The sequence below is a fragment of the Polaromonas sp. 39-63-25 genome (assembly GCF_002278925.1).
Lineage (GTDB): Bacteria > Pseudomonadota > Gammaproteobacteria > Burkholderiales > Burkholderiaceae_C > Polaromonas.
In genome coordinates, this window is sequence record NZ_NCJH01000024.1 from 55,156 (window position 1) to 72,680 (window position 17,525).

At 63.6% G+C, this 17,525-nt stretch carries 17 protein-coding genes; 9 read left to right on the forward strand and 8 right to left on the reverse strand.

Annotation, left to right across the window (positions count from 1 at the left end; all coding sequences use genetic code 11):
* The first annotated feature begins 238 nt into the window (after positions 1-238).
* From B7X65_RS20835 to B7X65_RS20845, 3 genes are all read left to right on the forward strand, one after another.
* Complete coding sequence (locus B7X65_RS20835) at positions 239-448, forward strand: hypothetical protein (RefSeq protein ID WP_293596183.1); 210 nt, start codon at positions 239-241, stop codon at positions 446-448.
* Positions 445-1,845, forward strand: coding sequence for an amidase (locus B7X65_RS20840; RefSeq protein WP_293596184.1), 1,401 nt, complete (start codon positions 445-447; stop codon positions 1,843-1,845). The genes B7X65_RS20835 and B7X65_RS20840 overlap by 4 nt, the downstream gene beginning before the upstream one ends.
* A 540-nt stretch (positions 1,846-2,385) precedes the next feature.
* Positions 2,386-3,432 carry a 3'-5' exonuclease gene (locus B7X65_RS20845; RefSeq protein ID WP_293596185.1) on the forward strand — a complete coding sequence of 349 codons (1,047 nt, stop codon included), beginning with the start codon at positions 2,386-2,388 and terminating at the stop codon, positions 3,430-3,432.
* On the opposite strand, the gene B7X65_RS20850 is transcribed toward B7X65_RS20845, so the two are convergent.
* Positions 3,429-4,031, reverse strand: coding sequence for a DUF938 domain-containing protein (locus B7X65_RS20850; protein ID WP_293596186.1), 603 nt, complete (start codon positions 4,029-4,031; stop codon positions 3,429-3,431). The two genes, B7X65_RS20845 and B7X65_RS20850, sit on opposite strands and share 4 nt — an antisense overlap.
* Positions 4,032-4,140: 109 nt before the next feature.
* Between B7X65_RS20850 and B7X65_RS20855 the strand changes: the two genes are divergently transcribed.
* Positions 4,141-4,632, forward strand: coding sequence for a hypothetical protein (locus B7X65_RS20855; RefSeq protein ID WP_293596187.1), 492 nt, complete (start codon positions 4,141-4,143; stop codon positions 4,630-4,632).
* A gap of 22 nt (positions 4,633-4,654) precedes the next feature.
* On the opposite strand, the gene rsmI is transcribed toward B7X65_RS20855, so the two are convergent.
* A complete protein-coding gene (gene rsmI / locus B7X65_RS20860; RefSeq protein ID WP_293596199.1) occupies positions 4,655-5,494 on the reverse strand; it encodes a 16S rRNA (cytidine(1402)-2'-O)-methyltransferase in 840 nt (279 codons plus the stop codon).
* A gap of 50 nt (positions 5,495-5,544) precedes the next feature.
* Here rsmI and B7X65_RS20865 point away from each other — a divergent pair, with 50 nt between their 5' ends.
* The 3 genes from B7X65_RS20865 (at position 5,545) to B7X65_RS20875 (ending at position 7,443) form a co-directional block, all read left to right on the forward strand.
* The gene (locus B7X65_RS20865) at positions 5,545-6,000 is read left to right on the forward strand and encodes a YraN family protein (RefSeq protein WP_293596188.1); all 456 of its coding nucleotides are present in this window, start codon (positions 5,545-5,547) and stop codon (positions 5,998-6,000) included.
* A 162-nt stretch (positions 6,001-6,162) separates the two neighbouring features.
* On the forward strand, positions 6,163-6,759 hold the full coding sequence (locus B7X65_RS20870; RefSeq protein ID WP_096669309.1) for a phosphoheptose isomerase: 597 nt from the start codon (positions 6,163-6,165) through the stop codon (positions 6,757-6,759).
* Positions 6,760-6,774: 15 nt separating this feature from the next.
* Entirely contained in the window at positions 6,775-7,443 is a 669-nt protein-coding gene (locus tag B7X65_RS20875) for a BON domain-containing protein (RefSeq protein ID WP_293596200.1), read from the forward strand.
* 87 nt (positions 7,444-7,530) lie between these two features.
* Here B7X65_RS20875 and B7X65_RS20880 read toward each other — a convergent pair whose 3' ends face one another.
* From B7X65_RS20880 to B7X65_RS20890, 3 genes are all read right to left on the reverse strand, one after another.
* Positions 7,531-8,445: an NAD(P)-dependent oxidoreductase gene (locus B7X65_RS20880; protein ID WP_293596189.1), complete on the reverse strand. Its 915-nt coding sequence runs from the start codon at positions 8,443-8,445 to the stop codon at positions 7,531-7,533.
* A 145-nt stretch (positions 8,446-8,590) separates the two neighbouring features.
* Positions 8,591-9,727, reverse strand: coding sequence for a PilT/PilU family type 4a pilus ATPase (locus B7X65_RS20885; RefSeq protein ID WP_293596190.1), 1,137 nt, complete (start codon positions 9,725-9,727; stop codon positions 8,591-8,593).
* A 150-nt stretch (positions 9,728-9,877) separates the two neighbouring features.
* On the reverse strand, positions 9,878-10,921 hold the full coding sequence (locus B7X65_RS20890) for a type IV pilus twitching motility protein PilT (RefSeq protein WP_077592542.1): 1,044 nt from the start codon (positions 10,919-10,921) through the stop codon (positions 9,878-9,880).
* A gap of 34 nt (positions 10,922-10,955) precedes the next feature.
* On the opposite strand from B7X65_RS20890, the gene B7X65_RS20895 reads away from it, so the two are divergent.
* Positions 10,956-11,678, forward strand: a complete 723-nt coding sequence (locus tag B7X65_RS20895) for a YggS family pyridoxal phosphate-dependent enzyme (RefSeq protein WP_293596191.1) — start codon at positions 10,956-10,958, stop codon at positions 11,676-11,678.
* Between the two features lie 133 nt (positions 11,679-11,811).
* Here the strand turns inward: B7X65_RS20895 and B7X65_RS20900 are convergent, their stop codons facing one another.
* The 3 genes from B7X65_RS20900 to B7X65_RS20910 form a co-directional block, all read right to left on the reverse strand.
* Positions 11,812-12,384, reverse strand: a complete 573-nt coding sequence (locus tag B7X65_RS20900; protein WP_293596192.1) for a DUF3617 domain-containing protein — start codon at positions 12,382-12,384, stop codon at positions 11,812-11,814.
* A 43-nt stretch (positions 12,385-12,427) separates the two neighbouring features.
* Positions 12,428-13,567: an ABC transporter substrate-binding protein gene (locus B7X65_RS20905; protein WP_293596193.1), complete on the reverse strand. Its 1,140-nt coding sequence runs from the start codon at positions 13,565-13,567 to the stop codon at positions 12,428-12,430.
* A gap of 178 nt (positions 13,568-13,745) precedes the next feature.
* Positions 13,746-14,225, reverse strand: a complete 480-nt coding sequence (locus B7X65_RS20910) for an Lrp/AsnC ligand binding domain-containing protein (protein ID WP_293596194.1) — start codon at positions 14,223-14,225, stop codon at positions 13,746-13,748.
* Positions 14,226-14,322: 97 nt separating this feature from the next.
* On the opposite strand from B7X65_RS20910, the gene B7X65_RS20915 reads away from it, so the two are divergent.
* Complete coding sequence (locus B7X65_RS20915) at positions 14,323-17,376, forward strand: L-glutamate gamma-semialdehyde dehydrogenase (RefSeq protein ID WP_293596195.1); 3,054 nt, start codon at positions 14,323-14,325, stop codon at positions 17,374-17,376.
* Positions 17,377-17,525 lie beyond the last annotated feature (149 nt).

A 17,525-nucleotide genomic window follows, 5' to 3' on the forward strand; every position in this document is an offset into this window, starting at 1 on the left:
AGAAACAAACTTGCACCATGATGGACTGAGTGCACCACTTTATGGTCCCAACATGCACCAATTGATTGCAAAGAGAGTACCGAAGGGACAGTGCTCACATACAGTTCAGCAAGGGGTTGTCCACTGGATAGCAAGTCTCTGACCCGGTCGCATGGAATACGGTCCATGGCCCCCGGAACTGGATGGCCCTGACTTTGCTTAGCAAGCATTCCCCACCCGCCATCTGCAGGAAAAACTCATGACTCAACACTCCTCGCCTCCTGGTCAATTGTCAGAACACATCGGGGCACTGACGGGCACGACCCTCAGCCCGGAGAGGCTCATGGAGGTCGTCGCAGCCTACGAACCTATTCTTTCCGAGATTGCGAAGCTGCGCGAAATTGACTTGGCAGAGGTGCACCCGGCCATTATCTTCGAGCCCACGGCTGCCTACCGGAGCGCCGCATGAAATCTGTCTCCATCGAATGGACCTCGCTCAAAGGACTCGGCGAAGGGTTGGCGAAAGGCCACTTCAGCAGCGTAGAACTCACACAACATCTGCTGGATCGAATCGAGAAGCATGATGGATCTATCCAGAGCTTCATTCACATATCCGAGCATGCCATGGAGCAGGCTCACGCATCCGACCATAGGCGTCGGCGCCGAGGCGGCATCCTGGGGCCGCTCGACGGCATCCCAGTAGCGCTGAAGGACAACTACCTGACCGCCGACATGCCAACGACTGCGGGATCCAGCGCGGCCGGTGTGGATTTTGCAAACGAAGATTCGGCATGCGCACAACGACTCAGAACTGCGGGGTGTGTTCTTCTTGGAAAGACGCGTACCCACGAGTTTGCCTGGGGCACTGTGAGCCCCCCGGTCTCCAACCCTTGGGACCTCGAGCGCATTCCTGGCGGATCTAGCGGTGGATCGGCAGCAAGTGTCGCAGCGGGCTTCGTGCCTCTGGCGATGGGTTCAGACACTGGAGGATCGGTTCGCATTCCCGCGAGCTTTTGTGGAACGGTGGGCATCAAGCCAACTTTCGGACGAATCAGTCGCGTCGGTATCGTCCCTCATAGTTGGTCGCTTGACCATCCAGGACCGCTGACCCGCACGGTTGAAGATGCCGCGATCACGATGAATGTGCTGGCAGGGTATGACCCCCGAGATCCGGCTTGCCAAGATCAGCCTGTGCCGGACTACACAGCCGGCATAGGTGCCAGCCTCCGGGGTCTTCGTATCGGCGTCATCGACAACCACTTCATGGATCGGAACACGTCTGATGTACAGGCAGCTGTCACTGACAGCATTGCCGCCATGCAGAACAGCGGCGCTCGCATCGTGCACTTTCGCATCCCTCTCCTGGCCTATGGTCTGGCCGCCATCTATGCCATTGAACTGGCATCCTCCGGCGCCTACCATGACCGTCATGTTGCCACCGGCGTCTCCAGGGCTTACCAAAAGGACGTGCGGGATTTGGTGGAGATGGGACGACTTGTTTCTGCCGTTGACTATTTGAAGGCTGAACAGGTGAGGACACTCCTGTGCGAAGAATTCAAACGCATCTTCGAGCAGGTCGATGTTGTCGTGACCCCTACCGAGCCCATCACCGCCTGGAAAAAGGGGCGGAAAACGCTCAGTGTCGCCGGTGAGGATGAAAGTGTTCTGGCTGCATCGTGGCGTTTGACCTATCCGTTCAATCTCACCGGCCTGCCTGCGATCTCGGTTCCCTGTGGCTTCGACAAGGAAGGAATGCCGATTGGGCTTCAGATTGCCGGCCGGCCTTTCGATGAGGGAACAGTTTTCAAGTGTGCTTTTGCTGTCGAAAACTTGCTCAATCTGAATAGGAAACCTATTCTTGCGTGAAGCATGCATTCACCGGGATACAAGTATCGGCGGGTCACCGAGTTGACCAGGAAACTGCCAACGGCCAGGAAAGGCCTAGGGCCGCAGGCATTGAAAGTTTATGTCCTCAACGATATTTTGAGGGCCTTGACTGAAGAGATCAGCAGTTGGAGTATGTGGATTTGCCTCCAAGTTCGCTGCTGTTTCAGCGATTTTGTGGGCTCGGTCCTAGAAAACCCGCTTGCTCCCTATTACTGTTGCAGCATCAGGGGAAAACTAGTAAAGAGCGAGATGCAGGTCAGGTTCGCGGTGGACGCGCTGATCTTCCAGTCGTGAAGGCGGCTGCACCGGCCAGTCTGGTGTTCCGTCGCTGGCTGTTCCTGACCGGGTGCGCGAGTCGTAAATCCCTGCCACTGGAAAACAGGGACGATCATTAAAATCAATCGCCTCGGCGATAACCCCCGTGCACAATGGCTGCTTTTGATGGCCGCACGGGCGTACCCATTCCCCTTATTCTGCGAAGACCCCGCAGTCCCTGTGCCCCATGACCTGGAGTGAAACATGAACACCGAGCCAGACGGTCACGCACTTTTTGCAGACCAACTGGGATTCGGTTTTGACGACGCTGCGCCGATCGCGCCAGCGGCCGTTCCTAACCGAATCCGCAAAGCCCGAATCGTCCCCCCGGCTCCCGCATCGGAGCCGCTCACACCGGAAGCGATGGCGTTGGCACTGGAGCGGCATGCCGATTACCGCGTCCTGCGGCGCCTGCCCGTGCAACAGCAGTTTTCGCACCCGCCCCGAGGGGCGGTCACACGCCTGCTGATTCTGGATACCGAAACCACCGGTCTGGACGCATCGCGGGACCGCATCATGGAGCTTGCGCTGCTGCGGGTCGATGTGGATCTGGCCACCGGCCTGCCGGTCGGCACCGTCGATGTTTATGACGGCCTCGAAGACCCGGGCATGCCGATTCCGCCGGAGATCCAGGAACTCACCGGCATCAGCGACGACATGGTTCGCGGCCACAAGCTCGACGAGTCGCGGGTGGCGGCCATGCTGGCCGATGCGGACCTGGTGATCGCCCACAACGCCGGGTTCGACCGCCCGTTTGTCGAGGCCAGGCTGGCGCAGTTTGCATATTTGCCGTGGGCCTGTTCCTTCGCCGATCTGGACTGGAAGAAAGAAGGCCGGGGCTCGGCCAAACTCACGCAGCTGGCGCTGGAACTCGGCTGGTTCTACGACGCGCACCGCGCCGAGATGGACTGCCACGCGCTGCTGGCGGTGCTGGCCAGCCCGCTGCCGGTGTCCGGTCAGACGGGGCTGGCCCAACTGCTGTCGGTTGCGGCCAGGCCCAGCTATCGGCTGCAGGCGACCGCTGCCCCTTTTGAGGCCAAGGATCTGCTCAAGGCCAGGGGTTACCGCTGGGACGGGGAGCACCGGGTGTGGCACACCCGCCTCGGTGACGAGGCACAGTTGCAGTCTGAGTGCGAATGGCTCAAGGCCTCGGTGTACGGCAACCGGGCCGCGCGTGTCCAGGTGGAACGCCTGGACGCTGGCAACCGGTATTCCCTGCGGCCGGGCAAGGTCGAGGCAAGGGCGCTTTAGAACTTTTCCGGGCGGCGCTGCCAGGTGATGCAGCGATTGTTGGCCGGCATGGCGCGGTCTTCCACCAGGTGCAGGCCGGCCCCGGCCGCCAGGGCATGGACCGCCTCGACATCGCGCAGTCCACTGGCGGGGTTGCCGGCGCGCAGGGAGGCATCAAACGCGGCATTGCTGTCGCTGGTGAAACGGCCGCCGTAGTTGAAGGGGCCATACACCGTGAGCAACCCGTCCGGCGGCATGTGCAGGCCCAGTGCCTGGAACAGCCGCTGTACTTCAGGCCAGCCCATGATGTGCAGGGTGTTGGCGCTGAACAGCGCATCAAACGACACATCGGGCCAGTCATGGCGCAGGTCCAGCGCGACGGGCGCGGGGGTATTGGGCAACCCGGCTTCATCCAGCCAAAGCCGCATGCCCGGCAAATTGCCGGCGACATCCGAGGTTTGCCAGCGCAGCCAGGGTAGGGCGCCCGCGAAATACACCGCGTGCTGGCCGGTGCCGCTGCCAATTTCGAGCACCGAACGCCGGTCGGCAAAACGCTCGCGCAGCACGCTAAGGATGGGGTCGCGGTTGCGGTCGGTGGCGGGAGCGTGGGGCTTGTCCATAGGGGACTGATTGTCGCTGTGCGGGCAACCGTTGCGCCCGGGGGTGTCAAATCCCGCGATCGAGCCGGTGTATAACAAACACAGCGGCCCTTCAACCCAGGAACCTGCCATGCGATTGCCCAAGATTCTTTTTGTTCTGGTGGCCAACCTGTTCTGGCTCGGTGGCTGCGCACTTCACCCGTTCAGTGCCGTCCAGCCGGGCATGTCGCAAGGCGATGTGGTGGCCCGCCTGGGCCCGCCCGGCGCCGTGGTGGCGATCCCCCAGGGCACGCGCCTGCAGTACTCTGGCCAGCCCACCGGCCAGTTCGCCTTCATGGTGGACCTGGATGCCTCGGGCCGCGTGCTCAGCGTCCGGCAGGTCCTCAACGCCAGAGATTTTGCGCGCATCGAGCCCGGCAAATGGACACGCGATGATGTGTTGCGCGAGTTCGGGCGACCCACCCGTGTGGATCGCGTTGCGTCCTGGCCGGGCGACATCCTGACCTACCGCTGGTACGACCTGCAGGACCTCTTCTACTGGGTGTATCTGGACAGCAACCAGGTGGTGCAGAGAGCGCATCCGGGCATGGAGTTCGTGAACGCGCCGGACGACCGGGACTGAACCGCACCGCATCAGCGGGACCTCAGGCTTTTTTCAGCTGCAGGGCGGCTTCGTAGAGCTCATTGCGCGGCGCGCCGGTGATGTCGGCGGCCAGTTTGACGGCGGTTTTGAGCGGCAGCTCGGCCAGCAGCAGCTGCAGGACACGGTGGCCGTCGTCCTTGGCCCGCGCCTCTTCGCCGGGGTGCAGCACCAGTGCAAATTCGCCGCGGGTGCGCTGGGTGCCGGCGGCCAGCCAGGCGCTCAGGTCCTGCGCCGCGACGGTGGCGATTTCCTCAAACTGCTTGGTCAGTTCGCGGCAGACCGTGACCAGCCGGCTGCCCAGCGGCGCCATGGCGCGCGCCAGGGCTTCCATGCGGTGCGGCGCTTCGAGAATGACGACGGCACGCGCGTCAGCCTGCAGCACCTGCACCGCCTGCTCCCGCTCCATCGCCTTGGACGGCAGGAAGCCGGCAAACACAAAACCCGAGCCGCCGCTGATGCCGGCCACGCTCAGCGCGGTGGTCACGCTGCTGGCGCCGGGCAGGGGCAGGATGGTCAGCCCGGCGGCACGCACGGCCGCCACCAGGCGTGCACCCGGGTCGCTGACGGCCGGGGTGCCGGCGTCGCTGACATAGGCGACACGCTCGCCGCGCTGCAGGCGTTCGATCACGAGTTGCGCCGCCTGGGCTTCGTTGTGTTCATGCACGGCCAGCAGCGGCTTGTCGATGCCGTACTGGCGCAGCAGTGTCTGGGTATGCCGTGTGTCTTCGCAGGCAATCGCATGCACCAGCTGCAGCACGTGCAGCGCGCGCAGGCTGATGTCCGACAGGTTGCCGATCGGCGTGGCCACCACATACAGCGCAGCTTCGGGATAATGCTGCATGCCTGCCGCAGCGCGCGCAGCGGGCAGGGCCAGGTCAAAGGAAGCGTTCAATGTGGTTTTCCAGAAAACAGGTTGCAAAAGGGCCACCGGGTGGCGCCGGCGCTGACGCAGCGGAGCAGCCCGGCCAGATTACCACCAAGCGCCTGGGGGATGCGGCAGAGTCGCTGGCGCTGGCGCATCTGGTGCGCGCCGGGATGAAGCTGGTCGAATCCAATTATCGGACCCCCGGGCGCGGCGGGGGCGAGGTGGACTTGATCATGCGAGCGCCCGACGGCACCCTGGTCTTCGTGGAAGTGCGCCAGCGCAGGAGCATGGGGCATGGCGGGGCCGCGGCCAGCGTCAGCGCCGTCAAGCAGCGGCGCATCATTTTTGCGGCCCGGCATTACCTGATGCGGTTTGCCAGCCTGCCGCCCTGCCGCTTTGACGTGGTCACGGTGCAAGGCTGGCTGGACGCTCCCGAGACGGTGGCGGTGGAATGGTTGCGCGGCGCCTTCGAGACGGACTAGGGCCTGTTCACCCTATTTATGCACTTGTATAAATAGGGTGAACAGGCCCTAAGCCGCTTGCACAGGGCTGTTTCATCCCCATTTTGTAACCATGCATTGCGTCTGGCGGGCCGGAGGGGCTGCGGGGCGCTGATCGAAAATCCGACCCGGTATCATTGCCCCATGCTTGAACAACGTATAGAACAGCACTTCATCGACAGTGCCGACCTGAAGTACCAGGCGGCGCAAATCCTGTCCAAGCCGATTGCGGCGGCGGTGCAGGCCATCCTGGCCAGCGTGACCAGCGGTGGCAAGGTGCTGGCCTGCGGCAATGGCGGCTCGGCGGCCGATGCCCAGCATTTTGCGGCCGAATTTGTCGGCCGTTTTGAGCGCGAGCGGCCCGAGCTCGGCGCCATTGCGCTGACCACCGACAGCTCCATCCTCACGGCGATCGCCAACGACTACGACTTCAGCGTGATTTTCTCCAAGCAGGTGCGCGCGCTCGGCGGGGCCGGCGACGTGCTGCTGGCGCTGAGCACCAGCGGCAACTCGGCCAATGTGCTGGCGGCCATCGAGGCGGCCCACGAGCGCGAGATGACCGTGGTGGCGCTGACCGGCAAAAGCGGCGGAAAAATGAGCGCCGCGCTGCGCGAGACCGACGTGCACATCTGCGTGCCGCACGACCGCACGGCACGCATTCAGGAAGTTCATCTGCTGGCCCTTCACTGTATCTGTGATGGCGTGGATGCCCAATTACTTGGTGACCAGGAGAACACTTAAATGACCGTCAAAACCATGTCCGGACCCTTGCGGCCGTATCAGCGGCTGTTGCTGACTGTTTGCACCGCTGCCCTGGTGGGTAGCAGCCTGAGCGCCTGCTTCCCCCTGGTTCTGGGCGGTGCGGCGGCCGGCGCGCTGGTCGCCATCGACCGGCGCACCTCGGGTGCCCAGCTCGAAGACGAGGGGATCGAGCTGCGCGCCATGGCCCGCCTGCGCGACAACATCGGCAGCCGGGCGCGCGTCAGCGTGACCAGCTACAACCGCCAGGTGCTGCTGACTGGTGAAGTGCTCAACGAGCAGGACAGAAAGCTGGTGGAGCAGGTCGTGTCGCGGGTGGAGAACGTGGCCTCCGTGGTCAATGAACTGGCCATCATCAACAGTCCGACGCTGGTGCAGCGCTCCTCCGACGTGTTGATCACCGGCCAGGTGAAAGCCCTGCTGATCGACTCCAGCGACATTTATGCCAACGCCTTCAAGGTGGTCACCGAGCGCGGCACCGTCTACCTGATGGGCCGTGTGACGCAGCGTGAAGCTGATCGCGCCACGGAAATTGTCCGTGGGGCCCGCGGCGTGCAGAAGGTGGTGCGCATTCTCGAGATCATCAGCGAGGACGAACTGCGCAGCCTGGTGCCGCAACCGGCCAAACCTGCCACGGCAACACGTCCGGCGGGCAGCGGCGGCTGATCCCGGCTGCGCGGGGAAACAAAAAAGGCCGGTGTTTGCACCGGCCTTTTTTATGGTGAGCAGGCGCCTATGGTGCGCCGCACCGAGTTATTTCAAACGGCGGATCAGGCTGGAGGTGTCCCAGCGCTGCCCGCCCATGGCCTGCACATCGCCGTAAAACTGGTCCACCAGGGCCGTGACCGGTAGCCGCGCGCCATTGGTCTTGGCTTCGTCGAGCACCAGCCCCAGGTCCTTGCGCATCCAGTCCACGGCAAAGCCGAAGTCGAACTTGTCGGCCACCATGGTCTTGCCGCGGTTGTCGAGCTGCCAGCTTTGCGCGGCGCCTTTGCCGATCACGTCCAGCACCTGGTTCATGTCCAGCCCGGCCTTTTGGCCGAAAGCAATGGCTTCGCTCAGGCCCTGCACCAGCCCGGCAATGCAGATCTGGTTGACCATTTTGGTCAGCTGGCCGGCGCCGCTGGCGCCCATCAGCGTGAAGGCTTTGGAAAACGCCATGCCGGCCGGCTTGACGGCGTCGAAGGCCGCGGCATCGCCGCCGCACATGACGGTGAGCGCGCCGTTTTGTGCACCCGCCTGGCCGCCCGAGACCGGGGCGTCGACAAACTGCAGCTTCAGCGCCTGGGCCGCTGCGTACAGTTCGCGGGCCACGTCGGCCGATGCGGTGGTATGGTCCACAAAAATGGCGCCCGGCTGCATGCCGGCAAAGGCGCCGTCGGGGCCGAGCGTCACGCCGCGCAAGTCGTCGTCGTTGCCGACGCAGCAAAAAACGATGTCGGCGCCGCGCGCCGCTTCACGCGGCGTTGCGGCATGTTTTGGGTCTTTGGTGCCCGCGTACTCTGCGCACCATGCTACTGATTTGGTAGCGGTTCGATTGTAAACAGTGACCTGGTGACCGGCCAGCGCGAGGTGGCCGGCCATCGGGTAGCCCATGACGCCCAGGCCCAGAAAGGCAACTTTGCGGGAGGGGGCGGGTTCGTAGGTTTTGGGGTTGGTATTGCTCATGGTATGGGAGAAGGGAAAAGAGGTGGGAGGGCGTAGCGAGCGGGCTTCAGGCGAGGCGGGCGGCGCGCAGCAACCGGAACGTACTTTTTGGGTACGTAGGGATTGTGAGCACCGACCAACACCGCATCAAGCCCGCGCAGTAGCTCTAGACAATGGACATGTGTTCGGTGCCGGCTGCCAGATCCTGTGTCTTGGCGCGCTGGGAGTTGAGTTTGATCTGCAGCCGCAGGTCGTTGACCGAGTCGGCGTTGCGCAGCGCGTCTTCGTAGGTGATCATGTTGCTTTCGAAGGCGTCGAAGAGCGCCTGGTCGAAGGTCTGCATGCCGAGGTTGCGGCTTTTCTTCATGATTTCCTTGATCTCGGAGACCTCACCCTTGAAGATCAGGTCGGAGATCAGCGGCGTGTTCAGCATCACTTCGACCGCCGCGACGCGGCCCTTGCTGTCCTGCTTGGGCACCAGACGCTGCGAGATCATGGCCTTCATGTTCAGTGACAGGTCCATCAGCAGCTGGGCGCGGCGCTCTTCCGGGAAGAAGTTGATGATGCGGTCCAGCGCCTGGTTGGCACTGTTGGCATGCAGCGTGCACAGGCACAGGTGACCGGTTTCGGCAAAGGCGACGGCATGTTCCATGGTTTCACGGTCGCGCACCTCGCCCATCAAAATTACGTCGGGCGCCTGGCGCAGCGTGTTTTTCAGCGCGGCTTCCCAGCTGTCGGTGTCCAGGCCCACTTCGCGCTGCGTGATCACGCAGTTCTTGTGCGGATGCACAAACTCCACCGGGTCTTCAATCGTGATGATGTGGCCGAAGGAGTTTTCGTTGCGCCAGTCCACCATGGCTGCCAGCGTGGTGGACTTGCCTGAGCCGGTGGCGCCCACCAGGATGCACAGGCCGCGCTTGGACATCACCACGTCCTTGAGCACCTGCGGCACGCCCAGGCCGTCGATCGTCGGCAGGACGGCCGGAATCACCCGCATCACCATGCCGACCTTGCCCTGCTGGATGAAGGCGTTGACGCGAAAGCGCCCGACACCCGGCGGCGAGATCGCGAAGTTGCATTCCTTGGTGCGTTCGAACTCGGCCGCCTGCTTGTCGTTCATGATCGAACGCGCCAGCGCCAGTGTGTGACCTGCATTGAGCGGCTGCGGCGAGACCTTGGTGACCTTGCCGTCGACCTTCATCGCGGGCGGGAAATCGCCGGTGATGAACAAGTCGCTGCCGTTGCGGCTGACCATCAGCTTGAGAAGGTCGTTGATGAATTTACTGGCCTGGTCGCGTTCCATGAGCGGCTCCTAAAAAATATTGCCCCCACGCTCCCCACTTCGTGTGGTTCGCTGCCCCCCGAGGGGGCCGCTGCGCCTGCGGCCCGGCAAAGCCGGTTCCGCGGCCCCTGCTTGTATGGGACAGGTTCCCGCTGCTGGCGTGGCGCATGATTAGCCGGGGAAGTTCTCGGGGATTTTTGCCTTGCCGCGTGCTTCCGCGGCGGAAATGACGTTGCGCTTGACGAGGTCGGTCAGGTTCTGGTCCAGCGTCTGCATGCCCACGCTGTTGCCGGTCTGGATCGACGAGTACATCTGCGCGACCTTGGCCTCGCGGATCAGATTGCGGATGGCGCTGGTGCCCAGCATGATTTCGTGCGCGGCGACACGGCCCTGACCGTCCTTGGTCTTGCACAGGGTCTGGGAGATCACGGCCTGCAACGACTCGGACAACATCGCGCGGATCATGTCTTTTTCCTCGGCTGGAAACACGTCGATGATCCGGTCGATGGTCTTGGCGGCGCTCGAGGTGTGCAATGTGCCGAACACCAGGTGGCCGGTTTCAGCGGCCGTCATCGCCAGGCGGATGGTTTCCAGATCGCGCATCTCGCCGACCAAGATGGCGTCCGGGTCTTCACGCAGGGCGGATTTGAGCGCCGCACTGAAGCTCAGCGTGTGCGGGCCGACCTCGCGCTGGTTGATCAGGCATTTTTTCGATTCGTGCACAAACTCGATCGGGTCTTCCACCGTCAGGATGTGGCCGTACTCGGTTTCGTTGAGGTAGTTGACCATGGCCGCCAGCGTGGTGGACTTGCCCGAACCGGTGGGGCCGGTGACCAGCACCATGCCGCGCGGCTTCATCGCCAGGTCGCCGAAAATTTTCGGCGCGTTGAGCTGCTCCAGCGTCAGGATTTTCGAGGGAATGGTCCGGAACACGGCGCCGGCGCCGCGGTTCTGGTTGAAGGCATTGACGCGGAAACGAGCCAGGCCGTCAATCTCGAAGGAGAAGTCGATCTCCAGGAATTCTTCGTAGTTCTTGCGCTGGGTGTCGTTCATGATGTCGTACACCATGGCATGAACCTGCTTGTGGTCCAGCGGGTCGACATTGATGCGCCTGACATCCCCGTGCACCCGGATCATGGGCGGCAGGCCCGCTGACAGATGCAGATCGGACGCCTTGTTCTTGACGCTAAAAGCCAGCAGTTGGGTAATGTCCATCCCGGGGATCCCTGAAAAGTTTTACAGTTGGATTATGACCATGATTGTGCGCAAGCTCCAACTTGTCCGTGACCGTATAACCACGGCCTGTGTCGCTGCCGGACGCGACCCCGCCAGCGTGCGCCTGCTGGCCGTGTCCAAGACCTTCGGTGCCGATGCGGTGATCGATGCCATGTCCGATGGGCAATACGCGTTCGGCGAGAACTACATCCAGGAGGGTGTGGACAAGATTCTCGCGGTTCGCGGATGGGAAGCCGATCACCCCGGCCTGCCACCGTCCCGCCCATCCGAGTGGCATTGCATCGGCCCCCTCCAGAGCAACAAGACGCGGCTGGTCGCCGAACATTTCGACTGGGTGCAGTCGGTGGACCGCCTGAAGATTGCGCAGCGCCTGAGCGAGCAGCGTCCGCCGCATTTGCCGCCGCTGCAGGTGTGCCTGCAGGTCAACATCGACGGCGGCGCCACCAAGTCCGGCGTGACGCCGCAGGACGCCCAGGCGCTGGCGGCCGAGGTCGCGCGGCTGCCGCGGCTGCAGCTGCGCGGCCTCATGTCGATTCCCGAGCCTGCTCCTGATTTTGTAGCTGCTTGCGCTGTCCATAAAAGGGTTGCAGACCTTTTTGACCAGATCAATCGGGTTGGTGTGTTGCCGCAGGCGATGGACACGCTGTCGATGGGCATGACGGCCGATCTGGAAGCGGCCATTCATGCCGGCAGCACCATGGTTCGGGTGGGGACGGCGATTTTCGGCGACAGATAGAGCCCCCACGTTCGTTCACTGCGTGTAACTCTCTGCCCCCCGAGGGGGCGCTGCGCCTGCGGCCCGGCAAAGCCGGTTCCGCGGCCCCTGCTGGAATGAAGAAGGGCCTTGCAGCTCCCGCGCGCCGTGGGGGCTATTTCTTCGGTGCGGCGAGGGGCTTGATGTTTCCGCAGTCCGCTGACAGCCACTTGCCGCCGCCGTCCATGGTCATGGTTTCGGGTTTGCCCTGCATCATGCTTTTCATGGTCATCTTCATCGTGTAAGCCTCGGGGCTGACAAAGGTGACCGTGCCTTCGCCGCTGGACGGGGGCTGGGTGCAGGCAAACGACATCTTCATGGTGTTGCCCGAACGCGGCGAGTTCGTGGTTTTGCAGTCTCCCTGCTGGGCGGGCAGCTCATTGCGTTGCGCCATCTCTTTGGTCATGCAGATTTTCACGGCCATGTTGCCTCCGGCACCGGGGCCCATGGATACACCCTGTTTGGCCATCATGTCCTGCATCATCTTGCGCTGCTCGGGCGGCATGGCGGCCATCTGCTTTTGCGCCTCGGCCATGGCTTTTTCCATCTGCCCCGAGCTGGACTGCATTTTGTTGTTGATCTCCCACAAACCGGGCTTGAGAGTCTGGGCCGCTACTGGCTGGGCGGCGAGGGCAAGCAGTGCCAGCGCGGCACCACTCCAAAGGCGATGAGGTGTCAGGTCTTTCATGGCGGGTCCTCCCAAAAAAACATCACTATAGGGGGAACAGGCCCTATCGCACAAAACGTCCGCCACGCCCAATGATGGTCAGGTCGGTGTAATGGGATGCTTCATGGTTCTTCGGGCTGTAACTGACCAGGAACCCGCCCATGTTGACATCACGCATGGACTCCAGCCCGCTGACCAGGCTCGCGCGTGTCAGGGCCTTGCCGGCCCGGCGCACCCCTTCGACAAACACCTTGGCGGCCAGAAAGCCTTCCATGCTGGAGAAGTCGAAGTCCTTGTTGCCCGCTTCGGTCATGCGCTGCTGGTACTCGCGCACGATCTCCGACGAAGGCGTGTAGGGAAAGGGCACCACCTGCGAAATCGTCACGCCGGCGCCGGCATCGCCCAGTTCCGCCGACAGGGCCGTGGAGCCGACAAAACTCACATTGAAAAATTGTCCACCGTAACCCTTGCTGCGCGCCAGCTTGATCAGCGCCGCACATGATTTGTAAGCGCTGATCTGCACCACCGCTTCCGGGGCGGCTTTCACGAGTTCGGCCCATGCGGCGCTGACATCGACCGAATTGCGTTCCACCGTCACGGCTGCGGCGGGCTTGAGGCTGCGTTTGGTCAGCGCCCGCGTTACGCCTTCCAGGCCGGCTTTGCCGTAGGAGTCGTTCTGGTAGAAAACCGCAATCTTCTTGATGCCCAGCGTGCTCAGGTGCTGCACGATGCGTTCGGTCTCGTCAAAGTAGCTGGCGCGCACATGAAACAGGTTGCGGTTGAGTGGTTCGCGCAGGGCCTGCGCGCCGGTGAAGGGACCGATCAGCGGAATGCCGGCCGCATTGATGGCGGGCACCGCCGCCAGCGTGGTCGGCGTGCCGACCGAGCCCACCAGCGCAAACACCTTGTCTTCCTCGATCAGGGCCTTGACGGCGGCCGCCGCCTTCTCCGGTTCATACCCGTCGTCGCGCGATACCAGCTTGATGGTGCGGCCGTTGATGCCGCCGGCCGCATTGACCGCATTGAAATACGCCAGCATGCCCAGCTGCATGCGTTTGCCCAGTTCGGCGGCGGGGCCGGTCTGGGCCGCGAACTGCCCCACCAGGATTTCCTTGTCCGTGACGCCGATGTCCGCCGCATGGCCGGGCGCCGAGAGCAGGAGTGCAAGCAGGCTGCAGGCACCCCATCGTTGGAAAAAGTTCATGCTGGACTCCGTGGCGTTGTTGGACGATGCGGGCGGGCTGCCTATGCAAAGCAGAACCTACCCGAAGCAAACTTATTCCAAATAGCCGGCGGTGGCAATGCGGTTTGCCCACAAGGCATGAACTATTGGGTCAAACAGCGCAAATAGTCCCGCTCAGGCAGCGCCATAGTTGCTGCGCTTACACACCCAGGGCCAGCTGGGTGGTGTTCTTGACCTCTTCCATCACCGCGTAGGTGCGGGTTTCGCGCACGCCGGGCAACTGCCAGAGTGCGTTGCCGGCGAAGTCGCGGTAGGCCGCCATGTCGGCCATGCGGGTCTTGAGCAGGTAGTCAAAGCCGCCGGCCACCATGTGGCATTCCATGATCTGCGGGTACACCTGCACCGCCGCCTTGAAGGCCTCAAACACATGGGGCGTGGTGCGGTCCAGCAGCACCTCGACGAACACCATCATGCCGGCGCCCAGCTTCAAAGGATTCAGCCGCGCCTCGTAGCCCAGGATGTAGCCGTCGCGCGTGAGCCGCTGCACACGCGCCAGTACGGCCGTGGGCGACAGCGCCACCGCTTCGGCGAGCTTGAGGTTGGAGAGGCGCCCGTCCTGCTGCAGCACGCTCAAGATCTTCAGGTCGATGCGGTCGATGTCGGGCGGGGTGTCGGTCATGGTAGTGAATTATTCGGAGTTGGTGGCTGAATTTAGCGTGAAATTCTCATGTAATCCAGAGAACATGGCGTTATTCACCAGTTCACGGAGATTTTTCATGTCGCAACAGCCCCGCCTTCCTTTTCCTTACCGGCCTGAAGCCGGCATCGTTGCCCGGCATCTTCAGGCGCTGGCTGGGGCGCTGGACTGGGCCGCCGCCGTGCCCCTGGCCCAGCCTTGGGTGCAGGCCGTGCGCGACAACCCGCCGCCCTTCTGGGCCATGGAAAGCCTGCTCAAGGAGTACCCGATTTCCAGCGCCGAGGGCCTGGCCCTGATGCGCCTGGCCGAAGCGCTGCTGCGGGTGCCCGATGCCGAGACCGCGATTGCCCTGACCGCCGACCAGCTGGGCCGCGCCGATTTTGACGGCGCCAGCGACGGCATGATGGCGCGCCTGTCGGCCTCGGCCATCGCCCTGTCCAAGAAGTTTCTGCCTGAAGATGGCCAGAGCAGCATCATGAGCAAGCTGGGTGCGCGCACCGTGGTGGCCGCCACCTTGCGCGCGGTGCAGTTGCTGGGGCGGCAGTTTGTACTGGGCCAGAACATCGGCGAGGCGATGGACGAAGCCCGCGACGCCCAAAAGAAAGTGGCCAGCCTGCGCGTTTCGCCGCCGGGCCGCCCCAAGGCGGAACAGCCCCCTGAGGGGGCAGCGCAGCCCGCAGGGCAAGCGTGGGGGCTCAGATTTTCGTACGACATGCTGGGCGAGGGCGCGCGCACCGATGCGGATGCACTGCACTACCTGGCGAGTTATGAAGATGCTATTAAATCCATAGCTGCCCGCGCAGACAGGACGGGCACCTGTGAGCAAAACGACGGTATCTCCATCAAGCTCAGCGCGCTGCACCCACGTTACGAAGACGCCCAGCATGCACGCGTGCTGGCCGACCTGGTGCCGCGTGTCTGGGGCTTGTGCGAGCTGGCGGCGCGCGCCAACATCAACCTGACCATCGACGCCGAAGAGGTGGACCGGCTCGAACTCTCGCTGGACGTGTTTGAAGCGCTGGCCGCTTTGGTGGCGCAGCAGCAGCCGCAGTGGCAGGGCTTCGGGCTGGCACTGCAGGCCTACCAGACGCGTGCGCTGGAGCTGGTCGGCCACGTCATCACCCTGGCCCGCAAGTACCGGCTGCGTTTCATGTGCCGCCTGGTCAAGGGCGCCTACTGGGACTCGGAAATCAAGCGTGCGCAGGAGCTGGGCCTGCCGCACTACCCGGTGTTCACGCACAAGCACCACACCGATGTGTCTTACCTCGCCTGCGCGCAGGCCCTGCTGGCCGCACCCGACGCGATTTACCCGCAGTTTGCGGGGCACAACGCGGGCACGATCGCCGCCATTATTCAGATGGCTGCACGCAATGCCGTACCATTCGAGTTGCAAAGACTGCACGGCATGGGCGAGGGGGTGTTCCGCGAAGTGCTGAAAAACCCGCAGATCAGCTGCCGGGTCTACGCCCCGGTCGGCGCCCACCGCGACCTGCTGGCCTACCTCGTGCGCCGACTGCTGGAAAACGGTGCCAACTCCTCGTTTGTGCACCAGCTTGCCGATGAGTCGGTCGGCATGGATGTGCTGCTGACTTCGCCCCTGCGCATGGAGCCCGAGTCGTCCCTGCCGCTGCCGCCCGCCCTGTATGGCTCCGGCCGTCCCAACAGCGAGGGACTGGACCTCACGGTCGAGAGCATGCGTGCACCCCTGCTGGCCGCGCTGCAGACCACGCAGGTGCCCGTGGTGCCGGAGTTCGATGCGAAATTGGCCACGAGCGCAGTAGCGGTGGGCGCGGACAGCTATCAAAAATGGAGCAAAGTGGAGGTGGCCGAACGCGCCGCAGTGTTGCGCCGCGCCTCCGATGCGCTGCAGCAACAGATGCCCGCCTTCTGCGCGCTGCTGGTCAAGGAAGCTTTCAAGACCTGGGGCGACGCGGTGTCCGAGGTGCGCGAGGCGATTGACTTCCTGCGTTACTACGCGGGCGAGGCCGAACGCATCATGGCGCCCATCGCCTTGCCGGGGCCGACCGGCGAAACCAATGAGCTGCGTCTGAGCGCACGCGGCGTCTGGGTCTGCATCAGCCCCTGGAATTTTCCGCTGGCGATTTTCACCGGCCAGGTCGCCGCGGCCCTTAGCACCGGCAACGCGGTGCTGGCCAAACCGGCCGAGCAGACGCCAGGCGTGGCCTGGGAAGCGGTGAAGCTGCTGCACGCCGCCGGTGTGCCCGAAGGCGCGTTGCAGCTTTTGCACGGCCCCGGCGAAACCGTCGGTGCGGCGCTGGTGGCGGCGCCGGGCGTGGCCGGCGTGGTGTTCACCGGCTCCACCGAAGTCGCCAAAATCATCAACCGCGCGCTCGCCGCCAAGGACGGCGCCATCGTGCCGCTGATCGCCGAGACCGGCGGCATCAACGCCATGCTGGTCGACAGCAGCGCCCTGCCCGAGCAGGTGGTCGATGCCGTGGTGCAAAGCGCCTTCCGCTCGGCCGGCCAGCGCTGCTCGGCGCTGCGCCTGCTGTGTGTGCATGAGGGCATCGCCGACAAGGTGGTGGCCATGATCCAGGGCGCGCTGCAGGAGCTGGCCGTGGGCGACCCGACCCTGCTTTCCACCGATGTCGGCCCGGTGATAGACCGCGAGGCGTTTGACAACATCCAGAACCACCTGCAGCGCCTGGATTCAACATCAAAAGTGCTTCCAGCCCTTTCTGCCCATGCGCAGACAGCTCCTGATTCAATAGCAAATCTGGTTCTGCCCAGCGCCTTCGAAGTAGCCAGCCTGGCCGAGGTGAAAGACGAAATCTTCGGGCCGGTGCTGCAGATCGTGCGCTGGAGCGGCGAGCCGCAAAAGGTGATAGCCCAGATCAACGCCCTCGGCTACGGCCTCACGCTGAGCATCCAGACCCGCATCGACTCGCGCGCCCAGGCCTTGGCCGCGGCCGCGCATGTCGGCAACATCTACATCAACCGCAACATGATCGGCGCGGTGGTGGGTAGCCAGCCTTTTGGCGGCGAGGGCCTTAGCGGCACCGGCCCCAAGGCCGGCGGCCCGCATTACCTGTACCGCTTCTGCGCCGAACAGACCGTCACCGTGAACACCACCGCGGCGGGGGGCAATGCGGCCTTGTTGTCGGGGGCGTGAGCGCTTAGGGAAGCGCTGAACAAGTCCCCTGCGGCGCGCGATCAGCCGGACTCGGGCGGCCTGCTGCGTTGAATTTCTTGCCAATAGCCAGCTATTGGCTGCGAAATCCGCCTTGCATCCCATCCCGATCCGGCTGCCGCGCCTCCGCA